This window comes from Nonomuraea sp. KM90 (assembly GCF_052246675.1).
Lineage (GTDB): Bacteria > Actinomycetota > Actinomycetes > Streptosporangiales > Streptosporangiaceae > Nonomuraea.
The window spans coordinates 1-11344 of the sequence record NZ_JBQQCB010000206.1; the positions used below are offsets into that span (position 1 = coordinate 1).

Below are 11344 nucleotides of genomic sequence, written 5' to 3' on the forward strand. Positions count from 1 at the left end.
CCCGCCAGGGCACCCCGGTCCTGGTCCGATAGAGCACAGCGTTGATCACCGTTCGATGGTCGCTCCAGCGGCCACCACGCGTGCCGCCCGCGGGCAGCAGCGGCTTGAGACGTTCCCACTCGGAGTTCGTCAGATCACCACGACCCATACGCCAAGCGTGACATCCTCGCCACCCACCGTCATGAGATCTAAGAAACAGCTCCTAGGTCGCTGTTCACGTAAGCCCCTCCAGATAGCTACGGGTAGCGGTGGGCTGACCATCGTCTGCGAGCAGTCGGTGTAGCCGTTTTCGGGCACGATGGAGCCGCATCCTGGCAGTTGGCCACGAGCAGCCGACCGCCTTTGCCGCCTGGTGAATATCAAGCCCTTCCATGCCAGAAGAAGCACGAGTTCACGATCGTCCTCGCTCAAATCGTCGAGGGCCGCCAATGCGGCATGGCGGGTGGCCACGATGGCCGCGTGGTCGCTTTCGTCACCATGTCGGAGAAGACCATCTGCCAGCGAAGCGACCAGGCCGTCACGCCGTTTGCTGCTCCTGATGTGGTTCGAAACCACGCGGCGGGCCGTGGTGTAGAGCCAGGGCAAGGGCTGGTCGTGAGGGAGCCGATCGTACTTCTCCCAGGCAATACGGAACGTTTCGGCAGCAACGTCCGGTGCGTCTGCCGCACCAACCCGCCGCCATGCATATCGCAGCACCGCCTCGTAATACTCCTCGAACAGGCCAGTAAAGCCGGTCTGGTCGCTCAAACTCCGCCTCCTATCGGGCAGTACGAGGCCGCACCGCCTACTCGATAGGTGTCGCGGCGAGGCCGGATGTCACCCGGAGCCCCTCAGCTTTTGGCTTGCGATCCGCCGGGCGGGGGGGGCTCGCAGGTGCCGTCATATGTCAGCGACGGTCTGCCTGGGAGCTGTCGCCAAGTGCCTCCCGAACTGGTGACGTCGGCCCTCTCGGCCACGCGCCCCGTGCCGACGTCACCACGACGGTACTTGGACCGACCAGCAGTGGCGGTGCATCAGACTGCCCATGCCCTCGATGGTGTAGCCGATGTGGAACAGCCGCCCGGTCAGCGTCTTGATCCGCATCGGTGTCCAGCGCTGATTCTCGCCATATCCCCAGGCCAGTGGACCGCGCTGGAGCTCCGCCCGCAGTGCCCAGCGGACGCGCCCCCTTACCCGGCGCCTACCCAAGTCCTGGCGATGGCAGCCCCTGGACCAACGCCTTTACTGCCGCGGCTGCGATCAGGCGCGTTGGCCGGGCTGGTTCACGATCGTGGCTTCCAACTGCGCGGTCAGGCTCACCATGCCCGCCTTGAGGGTCTCCTTACTGCCATCGGCCTGCGCGTACGTCCGGTCCTGCAGCCGCGTCGAGTTGGTGCCCAGATACCGGAAAGTCTGCGGGTCCAGGACGAGCGATTGCCGTGCCCCATCGTCGTCGAGGCTGAAGGCCACGCCTCGCCGTCCGTCGGCGACGGGCACGTCCTCGGTCATGGTGACGCCTTTGATCGTGGGCAGCGCACGGAAGAGCGCGGCCCGCACCTCAGGGGCGAGCCACTGCTCGGAGATGAGCTGGTTGATCTCCATGAAGAGCATCACCGGCGGGACGTGGCCCTTCAGCTCCTGCGGCCCCCGGCGGTCCTCGTCGAGGATGGCCGCCTTGATCCTGGCGATCACCCCAGCCGGGCTGACAGAAGCTTTGGCCAGCTCAGCCGGGTTGAAGACCGCGCTGCCCTGGAACATCAGCTTGCCGCCCTGGTACCAGGCCGACTGCTTGCCGTCCACGCTGGTCCACCGTTCCCAGGTGGCGCGCCGGTCCCGGCCGACGTCAGCCTCGATGCCGGCCAGCTGCAGTTCCTTGATGTAGAGCCACTGCGCGAGGCCCGGCGCGGGCGTCGGGTCGTTCTCGGCCGCGCTGGCCGCACGCTCGCCGAGCTCGGCCACGCCGGCCACCGGCGCCATGTCCGGCTGGTCCCTGAGCGTCACGACGGTCCCGCCGACGACCAGGGCAAGAGCCGCCGCCACCGCGATCTGCCAGCCGAACCTTCTCGTCCCGGACGCGGCCGGCTTGCGCACGGCCTCCGGTTCGTGGATCGCTGTCATCAGCCGCGCCTTGGCAGCAGTCGCGGCGTTGTCAGTCATCGCCGGGGTGTTCCGGCGAAACTCCTTCAGCTTGTTCACTACAGCTCCTCATCCCCTAGCACGTTCCTGGCCTTCTTCCGCGCCCGGTGCAGTCGTGACCGCACAGTCCCCACAGAGATGTCCAGCGCCCGCGCCACTTCCTCGTACGACATGTCCTCCCACGCCACCAGCAGCAGCACGTCCCGATGCCCACGGGGCAACGACGCCAGCGCCCCCGCCAGCTCACGCTCCCTGCCCTGCGCCGCCACCCGGCGTGCCACGGTGTCGTCCAGTGCCTCAGGCAAAGGGTCCACCCCGGTACGGCCCAGCGCCCGCAGCAGCCGCTCCTCCTGACGCCGATGCCTGGCGATCAACGTGGTGGCGATCCCGTACAACCAAGGCCTAGCCAGCGCGAACGACGGGTCATTCGTCCCACGCCTGCGAAAGGCCGCCAGGAACGTCTCTGCCACGATGTCGTCGGCGGCCTGCGCGCCATGCCGCCGAGCCGCGTACAGATGGATCTGCTGGGCATAGCGGTCGAACAGCGCCGCGAACTGCTCTGGGTCGTGCGCCGAACGACGGATCAGTTCTCCGTCGTCGATCTCGACCGTCTCAGCACTCAACGCCTCTCCTTCGCGAGTAGGTATTTCACCCTGCTGTCTCCCGAAGGGCGCCACCGGGTTCCCTAGAGCCGTCACACGGCGGCCAATGTGATGCCCGCCGCCTGCCGCTCGCAAGCAGCACGTATGCGAGGCTGCCCGCGCCCTCAGATCAGTCGCTCGAGCCTCCTGCCTGCCCTATCTGAACCAGCGGGTCAATCGACGGCTGCGCCGACGCCGCGGACTCACCCGCGAGATCCAAGCCCAGGGATATCGGGGCGGCCGCTGGCCGTACGCTGACCAGCGGCTACGCCGTCCTGCGGTCCGGAACCCTCGTACCGCACTCCGGCGCTGGGGGCGTCATACCTGTCGCTGGTCGGGGCGCTGCAGATCCGCGTCGGCGAGGCTCACGTGTCGGTGACCTGCGCGGGTGGCACCACTTTCACCGGCACCTACCGCTTAGCCGCCACGTGACCGACGCACGCCGCTATCCAGCCACCGCCCGGGGCAACCGATACCACCAGCGATGGGAACGCGCATCGGCCTGCCACGCGCTCGGCCTCACGATCACGCGGGGCGGGGTGCTGCCGGTCAGACGACCCTGCCCGATCTGGGGCAGGAGATGTGGTCGGTACGGAGCCTCGCAGCCCGTGCGGTCGGTGATGGTTGACGCGGCCGAGTTCCTGCCTGGCACCTACCCCGACTGCTGCTGCCTTTCCCTCGCCCTGCAGACGGCTCGCGACCAGGTCATCAGCCGCCCGACGTTTCCGACCGCCTGTCGCCTGTGTCGGTGCCATCGGGCGCCGCGTCCTGGCCGGTCTGCTCCCACCCCGCCGCCCGCGAGTCAGCATCTACAAGGTCACGTCACCGATCTCACGCCCAAACGAGCGCCTTCGCGGCAGCCGGCCCGATCACGGCCGAACCGTCACCACCCTCACCGTCGCCATCCTCACCGTCGCCATCCTGTCGCCGCCGCCCACGCGTGCCCCGCTTCCCGTAGCTTTCCAGGACGGCCGGTTTGCCGCTCCGACTGAGGGCCGCAGGAAGAAGGGGCCCTGGCCCACCTCCAGGAAGATCCCGGCGGTTCCTGGCGGCCTCGAGGCATCGCCCGCCACCTGGGCGACATCGCCCTCGAAGCATGTATGAGGCCGCTCTCGCGTTGGGCTGAGAGCGGCCACATACGCACAATCCGTTCTGACCACGGCACGCCGCAGCACATCCACCGGTTCCCTTGCCAAACCCGCGGACGTGCCAACTACCCGGTCTTGGGGAAAGCTCAGCCGGCGTCGCTGACACCGCTGGCATTCACCCGTATCACGCTAATGATCTACAACTGTGTGTTTTTGCTCGACCAGGGTGTCAACCGTCATTGTTGCCTCCCGAGCGCGACGCGCGGGTGGCGGCCAGTCGCTCGCCCAGCAGACCAACGCTGACCCCGACGACAATCGCGATGAGCAGCCCACCCTGGTAGGGGATGTCCACGAGTGTCACCGCGAACAGTCCGGCGGACAGTCCTGCGGCGACGGTGCGAAAGTCGGCGAACGATGATGCCGCGAGCGCGATGTAGGTGGCGTAGAGGGCGAAGTCCAGACCGAGATCCTCGAACTGCTTGAGCACATCACCGAACTGGAACCCAATGTAGGTCGCGACGAACCAGGCGGCGAAAAGTAGGGCAGAGGTGCTCAGCATGTACCAGTGCCGGTGTGGGCTTTCGTCCTTCGCCGCGTACCGGCGTTCCGCCAGGACATAGATCTGATCGGTCATGCCGTAACTGAGCGCCAACCGCCACCACAGCGACAATTTGCGCACGTGCGGATTCAGCGCGGCGCTGTAGAACACGTGCCGCGAGTTCACGATGAACGAGGCGAACGCGATGAGCGGCCAGGCGGTGCCCGTCACGATCATGTTAAGACCGATGATTTGCATCGTGCCCGAGTACACGATCAGCGACATCAGCAGCGTATTGAGCACACCGAAGCCAGCCTCGGCCGCCAGTGCGCCGAACAGCACGCCGAACGGCACCGCCCCGAGCAGGATAGGCACGACGTCGCGTGCGCCGCGGCTTGCCTCGCCCCTCATCCGAGCACGACCTTCGCCAGGGCGAACGCGGCAACGCTGGAGCCGAACACGAGGAAAAAATTGTTGCGCCGGAACGCGGCGACGCCGAAACCGACAGCAGCTCCGATCATGTACGGGTTCAGCGGCGCGCGGAACTCACCTCCAGCGGTGAGCAGGACGCCGGGAATCAGCATCCCCATGAGGACGGCAGGCAGCACGTAGAACAATGACCGCTCCAGCATTACTGGCACGGTCCAGTCCTTCGGCATGGCGAAGAATGAAAACCGTAGTACAAAGACGATCACGCCCATAAAGATGATCGTGAACAGTGTCATCAGAGCGACATACCTCCATCGTTGACCGCTTCTGCAACGATCGCACCGGGAAGCCCGGGCGCGGCACATTGAGGGGGGTGACCCCCGACCCGCTGACCACGATCTGAAGCGAGACGCCGAATCGCACCCAGGTAATGACTCAGTCCTCGCTGTCAGACACCCGTGGGAGCATTCGAGGAGTGCACGAGCAGGACGCCTGGTGTGTGTCACCGCTTCCGTGCGACGGGCGGTCCGAGTCCGTCGCTCAGATCGGTAAGCATGTCCTTCGAGATGAACTCTTTGGGGACGACGTGGAGCTGGCACATGAATCCTCTTGCGTACTCGCTGGCTCTCTTGAAATGAGCGCATGGCCGTTTTTCCGCTGCCCCGATGGCATGGACAGGCGGAGGGGATCGCGCTGAATGAGGGTGGTTAGACGACTAACTCGTGCTGGACATGTCGGGATGCCGGCGTGAGGCGGCCCGGCGGATGCCACATCCCATTCCTCCAGCGTACAGCTATCAGCCCATACCCGAACCTAGCAGGGGTATATAGGCGATGCAACCGAAGCACGCACATGTCACGACAAATCGTCTTTAGCCGGTGGACTGTGCTCGATCGACATGCACGATAGCCCTGCTGGCATCGCTGCGCTGGGCTTCCCCTGGCTCCCATGGTGGAGTGCTCGCGCTCATTGGCCACACGCGGGGATGGCGTACCGGTGATCTGTACATGGGCTCGGGATCTGGCTCGAACTCGCCGCCGATCACTACCCGAGGGTCGATCTGTGTCACATCGCCGCTCCACAGCACCTCCACAGCACCTCCACAGCGGGCGCGGTGAACGTCCGTAGGGCCAAGCCGGGGCGGCCGGCCCTGCCCTGCCGGGTCAGCGAGTGCGGCTAACGGCGTCTGCGGATGACCAGGCCGAGTTCGGCCATCCTCGCCGCGGCCGAGTTCTCCGACACCCGCCAGTCCGCCTCGTGCAGGTCGCGGGTGGCGCGAGGCGAACCGTAGGTGTCTCCCGACGCCTCGAACGAGCGGGTGATCTCCGCATCCAGGCAGCCCGCCGGCGCTGACGAGCGGTCGGCGCGCCGTCGCCGATACGGCTCTCCCGGTATAGAACCAGGACTGCGACACTCCAGCGCCCGGCAGGAGGTGATGGGGTCGACAGTCGGTGCCGTGCTCGGTCTTCTGGGAGGTGACGGGAGGACGCCTCGTGTATCGGCGCATCGCCCCATTACCCTCCGCGTCGCTCACCTCGCAACTCATCGGCAACGATCACGCTATGCACTCCCGGAGATTCTTATCGGGCTGTGCTGCCAGACACAGCACCTCGGGCGCGGCCCGCACGTCACCTGCGCAGCGTTCGCGATCGAGGCGTGGACGGCGTGATTGGTCTCCGACGCGGCCGCCTCCAGGACCGCGAACAGCACCCGTCCTGGCAGCGACTCGTCGGTCTGTGCCAGGCTGCCCAGGAGCAGCCGATCTCGCGCTCGGCCGGATCGAGGGACCTCAGTCTCACGAAGCTCAGCTCGGAGGGTGTGCTCAAGTCGGCCGTCGCCTTCGCCACCAGCGAGCCCATCGCCTTCAGGGCATGGTCGAATCAGCGTAGGCTTCTGAGCGGGCACGAGCGACATCGCGCCGGGTGCACTGCCCGCCGCTTTCGGGTCACCAGCGGCGAAGTGTCTGATCATGCTGTCGATGGCCCTGACCCGATCAGCCCCCTACCCACGCGCGGCTCACGAACTGACGTTGACGAGCACCACAGGGCCGCTGTCCATCTGTAGGCAGCCGGCCACTCTTGCGCGCACCGAACCGAACAGGCGTTCGTCGAGATCGAACAGGGTCAAGGGATGAGCAAACGGGGCTCTGAGGTGGCGGCGCGGTCGGGCTGGCCGTCGATGATGACCCACAGCGCCTTACGCGCGCTTCCTGATCGCCGTGGCAGGCCTGCATCCGGATCGTCCCCACGCGCCCCCTTCCTTGGGTTGGGGCGCGTTGGCAGCCTTGTAAGCGCACAGGGCCTGCCTCGGTGCTCAGGGATAAGCGAGAATGAAGATTGTTGGCGGTCAGGACGACGTAGCTGCAGTGGCAGCATGGTCTCCCCACGGCATCCGTGCGAGAAGGCTACTCAGGAGGGGCAGATGCGCGAGAGCGTCAGGCGAAAGGTCGTACGAGGGACGACATCGGCCCGGATGGGCCGGCCGCCGTTCGCCGACCGCGAGGCCATCGTGGCCGCCGCCCTGGAGATCGGCCTGGCTAAGTTGACCATGGCCTCGGTAGCCAAGAGGCTCGGCACCTCACATTCGACGCTGTACGGATACTTCCGCAGCCGGGACGAGCTGGCCGCGGCCGCAGTGGATCACGCTGTGGATGCGATCGAGTGGCCCGAGCCCGGGCAGGACTGGCGTGCCTTCTTGACCGCCACGGCTTGGGCGCACTGGCGTCTGTACGCGTCTTATCCCGGCCTCGCACAGGAGATCGTCACCCTTCGGCTGACCTCTGCCAATCTGGTGCGCCGCTACAACGGGACTGGTGTCGCCCTACTGGAATTCGGGTTCAGCGGTCAGGACGCCACCTTGATCATGGACATGATCGCCGAACTGGTCGTGCAGGCGTTCCTCGGCGGACCGGAAGGCGAGCCGACGGCGCAGCAGTCGCTAAACCAGCAGGCACGGCGCCGCGAGCTGATAGAGCCTTGGCTGGACAGTTTTGACCAGAGGCTTCGAGCTGTGCTGGTCACAGCGGTGACGGGACCGCCGGAGGCTTGGTTCGAGCACAAGCTGGAACTCTTCCTGGACGGCGTGGCCCAGCGCTGCCGTTAAGGACGCCCACACCGTCACGCAGATCGCTTCATTCCTTCGCCTGTGCCAGGTGCGGTTTCCTGTTTTCACACTTTTCGACATCCTGTCGTAAAGTATGCGCGTGGAACATCAGGAGGCGCGATGAAGCGCAAGCAGGTTAACCAGACAGCTGTCGTCGAACCGGGCTTCCCCGGTGCAGGCGACCCCCGACGATGGAAAGTGCTGTGGGTGGTGGTCACAGCACAGTTGCTGATCGTGCTCGATGCCAACATCGTCAACATCGCGCTGCCCTCGGCGCAGGCCGCGCTCGGCATGTCCGACGGCGACAGGCAGTGGGTGGTGACTGCCTACTCGCTGACCTTCGGCGGCTTCCTCCTGCTCGGTGGCCGGGTGGCCGACCTGCGCGGCCGCCGGAGGATCTTCCTCGCAGGGCTGGCCGGCTTCGCGCTTGCCTCGGCGCTTGCCGGACTGGCCCAGGACCCGCTGTCGCTGCTGGCTGGCAGAGCCGGTCAGGGGCTGGCGGGAGCCTTCTTCGCTCCCGCCGGACTGGCCATGCTCGCCACATCCTTCACCGATGGCACCGAACGCGCCAAGGCATTCAGCGTCTTCGGCGCCGCCGTCGGCACCGGGGGAGTGGCAGGCATGATCTTCGGGGGTGTACTCACCGAATACGCCTCCTGGCGCTGGTGCTTGCTTATCAACATCCCGATCGTAGCGATCGTGATGGTGGCAGCGGCTCGAGTGTTGCGCGAGAGCCGATCCAGCGGACCGAAGGCATACGACCTGCCCGGCGCGTTGACCGCCACGCTCGGAATCGGGGCCCTGATCTACGCTGTCTCACGGGCAGAAGGGCGCGGTTGGCTGCATCCCGAGCCCCTGGGCTTCGGCTTGGCCGGAGCAGCGCTACTGGCGGCGTTCATTTTGATCGAGCACCGGTCGGCACACCCAATGATGCCTCTGAGGGTGATCGCGCACCGAGTTCGCGGCAGCGGACATACGATCAATTTCGTGGCTGGCGGTGCCCTCTACGCCGCCTACCTGTTCCTTACCTACTACCTGCAAGGCGTCAAGCACTATTCCGCACTGCAGGCGGGACTGGCGTTCATCCCCATGGCCGTCGGCATCCTGATCGGAGCACTTGGCACCGGCAGGCTACCTGCTCGCGTTGACCCCAGAACTGTCGTGATCGCTGGCATGGCTTTGGGAGCGCTAGGCATGGCCGGGCTCGCCACCATCGACCCCCACAGCGGCTACGCCGTCCTGCTGGTCACTCAGCTCGTGGTCGGCACCGGGGTGGGTGCCGCGCTCACTACGATCGTCAACCTCACCATGCATGATGTCCCGCCCGATGACAGCGGCGTTGCTGGTGCACTCACGAACGCCACCCAGGCGCTCGGCGGGGCCGTGGGCCTCTCCTTCCTGAACGTTCTCGCCCTTACCGTTACCGGCGCCGCCACTGATCCCCGATCGGCCGACGCACTCACCAGCGGCTTCAGTGCGGCTTACCTAGTCAGTGCTGGACTGCTGGCCGTAGCCGCATTGATCGCCTGGGGAGCCCTGCGTGGCTCCCGCGCACAACGAGGGTGAAGCGGAGGCGGTCGGACCGGGACAAGCAGGACTGGTCACCTTGCATGCCGAAGGCGGGGAGGGGCCACGTTTAACGGGTCCTTAACAATGCGGCTGGCGAGCGGACAGCGGGGTCGCCGGGAAATCACGTGGGCGGGGCAGTTGGCACGTCAAAGGCTGGTGGCTCCTCCGCTTCCTGCAGGGAGCGGCTTCTCGCTAAGCCGCTGGCGCGGCCTGGCGACGGGCAAGCCCTGCCCTCAATATGTTGACCGCCGCGTTCGCGTCGGTGTTCGCGGCATGCCCGCACGTCACGCAGGCGAACGTGGCCTGGGTGACGCGGTTGTCCTTCGCCACGTGCCCGCACCGCGAGCAGGTGTGGGAGGTGCCGGCGGGGTTCACGGCGATCAGGTCTCGACCGGCGCTTTCAGCCTCGTGTGACAGGACCTGCAGGAACACTCCCCAACCCGCGTCCAGGATCGAACGGTTGAGCCCGGACTTGGCCGTTTCCGCCGTTGGGCAGGTGAGCGCCCGCGCCGTCCGGCTTGGCCGCCGCCCGTCTGGTCATGTTCACGATCAGCAGGTCCTCGTGCACGATCAGGTCGTCGTGGCGGACCAGCGCCAGCGCTGCCTTGTGGGCGGCGTCCAGGCGTTGCCGGTGTACCTTGGCGTGCAGGGCGGCCACCCGCGCGACGGCCTTACGGGCCGCGCGTGCAGCCTGGCTTCTTGCGGGGCAGGCCGCGCTGTGCGCCGGCGCGTTGTCCGGCCGTGGCGGCCAGATGGCGCGGGTTGGCCACGTGCGCGCCCTCCGATGTTGTGACAAGCCAGCCAGGCCATCAGTCAGGCCTGCTACCTGCTCGTCACCGCCCCGCACCGCGCCAGTGGCCAGGCCCAGTACATCGACCCGCCCGTGCGGCCGCAACGTTCCTGAGAGCTGACACAACTGTACGAATGGGCGCTGCTCAAGCTGCATGAGCCGCTCACGGTGGATCAGTCGGTATCTCGCCGATTGTCTACCGCAACACGTTCCACCCCGGTCGGCGGGCATCGCATCCGGCCGCCGATCGGTGATCGGCCTCAGCCGCCCCACAACACCTCTCGAAGCAGGGTCAGCGCCAGTACGCCGAATGTCAGGCCGGCGCCCACGCTCAGCGCGATCGCGGCCCGGCTGCCCCTTGCCAACACGTCGCCCAGTTTGCCGGCGAAGATGCCGACGAAGCTGTCCCAGCCGAGGCCGATGAGCAGGAAGATGAGGCCGAGCGTCAGCATCTGCACCGATACCGGTGCATGCCCGGTCCGGGTGAACTGTGGCAGGAACACGGCGAAGAATAGAATGATCTTTGGGTTGGACAGGTTGGTGAGCATCGCCCGGCCCAGGATCCGTCCATCCGGTGGCCTGATCCGTTCGCCGAAGCCGGACGTTGGGCCTTCCCCCACGGAAGTGGACACGCGTTGGGGTGTGTCATGCGGCCAAGGTCAGGCTACTTGATCTTTGCTGGTGTAGGTGTTCGTAGGCGACGGGGCTGAGGTGCCCGTTGGCCGAATGCCTTCTGCGGGTGTTGTAGCGGGTCAGCCATCGAAAGACCGTGCGTCGGCAGGCGGCGGCGTCGCCGTAGTGGGGTGCGCCCTGAAGCGTCTCGCGTTTGAGAGAGGCGTGGAAGCTTTCGCAAGCGGCGTTGTCGGCGCTGGTCCCGACCGCTCCCATGGACTGGGTGACGCCCAGCCGGCGACACAGGGCGGCGTAGTCCTTGGAGGTGTATTGCTTGCGCCCCATGATCGCTGTGAAAGACCGAGCCGGCCAGGCCGCCCCGGGTCGCCGCGGCCATCCTCAGCGCATCGGCGACCAGGTCGGTGCGCATGTGGTCGGCGATCGACCAGCCCACCACCCG

Annotated in this window: 13 protein-coding genes and 1 pseudogene; 2 read left to right on the forward strand and 12 right to left on the reverse strand. The window is 66.5% G+C overall.

From position 1 onward, the window contains the following. From ACTWPW_RS60390 to ACTWPW_RS60425, 8 genes are all read right to left on the reverse strand, one after another. The coding region (locus ACTWPW_RS60390; RefSeq protein WP_443174452.1) for a transposase at positions 1 to 148 on the reverse strand (148 nt) is incomplete at its 3' end. After that, positions 130 to 747, reverse strand: coding sequence for an RNA polymerase sigma factor (locus ACTWPW_RS60395; RefSeq protein WP_443174441.1), 618 nt, complete (start codon positions 745 to 747; stop codon positions 130 to 132). The genes ACTWPW_RS60390 and ACTWPW_RS60395, both read right to left, overlap by 19 nt. Positions 748 to 972: 225 nt before the next feature. Then, positions 973 to 1188: a winged helix-turn-helix domain-containing protein gene (locus tag ACTWPW_RS60400; RefSeq protein WP_443174442.1), complete on the reverse strand. Its 216-nt coding sequence runs from the start codon at positions 1186 to 1188 to the stop codon at positions 973 to 975. A 51-nt stretch (positions 1189 to 1239) separates the two neighbouring features. Then, entirely contained in the window at positions 1240 to 2175 is a 936-nt protein-coding gene (locus ACTWPW_RS60405) for a CU044_5270 family protein (protein WP_443174443.1), read from the reverse strand. Next, on the reverse strand, positions 2175 to 2738 hold the full coding sequence (locus tag ACTWPW_RS60410) for an RNA polymerase sigma factor (RefSeq protein ID WP_443174444.1): 564 nt from the start codon (positions 2736 to 2738) through the stop codon (positions 2175 to 2177). Before ACTWPW_RS60410 ends, ACTWPW_RS60405 begins: the two co-directional genes overlap by 1 nt. Before the next feature lie 1335 nt (positions 2739 to 4073). After that, the gene (locus ACTWPW_RS60415) at positions 4074 to 4793 is read right to left on the reverse strand and encodes an AzlC family ABC transporter permease (RefSeq protein WP_443174445.1); all 720 of its coding nucleotides are present in this window, start codon (positions 4791 to 4793) and stop codon (positions 4074 to 4076) included. After that, positions 4790 to 5107, reverse strand: coding sequence for an AzlD domain-containing protein (locus tag ACTWPW_RS60420; protein WP_443174446.1), 318 nt, complete (start codon positions 5105 to 5107; stop codon positions 4790 to 4792). Before ACTWPW_RS60420 ends, ACTWPW_RS60415 begins: the two co-directional genes overlap by 4 nt. 880 nt (positions 5108 to 5987) lie before the next feature. After that, positions 5988 to 6326, reverse strand: coding sequence for a transposase (locus ACTWPW_RS60425; RefSeq protein ID WP_443174447.1), 339 nt, complete (start codon positions 6324 to 6326; stop codon positions 5988 to 5990). 906 nt (positions 6327 to 7232) lie between these two features. On the opposite strand from ACTWPW_RS60425, the gene ACTWPW_RS60430 reads away from it, so the two are divergent. Next, the gene (locus tag ACTWPW_RS60430; protein WP_443174448.1) at positions 7233 to 7913 is read left to right on the forward strand and encodes a TetR/AcrR family transcriptional regulator; all 681 of its coding nucleotides are present in this window, start codon (positions 7233 to 7235) and stop codon (positions 7911 to 7913) included. A 120-nt stretch (positions 7914 to 8033) separates the two neighbouring features. Next, a complete protein-coding gene (locus ACTWPW_RS60435; RefSeq protein WP_443174449.1) occupies positions 8034 to 9479 on the forward strand; it encodes an MFS transporter in 1446 nt (481 codons plus the stop codon). A 195-nt stretch (positions 9480 to 9674) separates the two neighbouring features. Here the strand turns inward: ACTWPW_RS60435 and ACTWPW_RS60440 are convergent, their stop codons facing one another. From ACTWPW_RS60440 to ACTWPW_RS60455, 4 genes and pseudogenes are all read right to left on the reverse strand, one after another. Beyond that, a complete protein-coding gene (locus ACTWPW_RS60440; protein ID WP_443174450.1) occupies positions 9675 to 9914 on the reverse strand; it encodes a zinc ribbon domain-containing protein in 240 nt (79 codons plus the stop codon). After that, positions 9883 to 10140, reverse strand: a complete 258-nt coding sequence (locus tag ACTWPW_RS60445) for a hypothetical protein (protein ID WP_443174453.1) — start codon at positions 10138 to 10140, stop codon at positions 9883 to 9885. Before ACTWPW_RS60445 ends, ACTWPW_RS60440 begins: the two co-directional genes overlap by 32 nt. A 392-nt stretch (positions 10141 to 10532) precedes the next feature. Continuing rightward, positions 10533 to 10904 carry a LysE family translocator gene (locus ACTWPW_RS60450; RefSeq protein ID WP_443174451.1) on the reverse strand — a complete coding sequence of 124 codons (372 nt, stop codon included), beginning with the start codon at positions 10902 to 10904 and terminating at the stop codon, positions 10533 to 10535. A gap of 13 nt (positions 10905 to 10917) precedes the next feature. After that, positions 10918 to 11344: pseudogene (locus ACTWPW_RS60455) on the reverse strand (transposase); the annotation flags it as partial.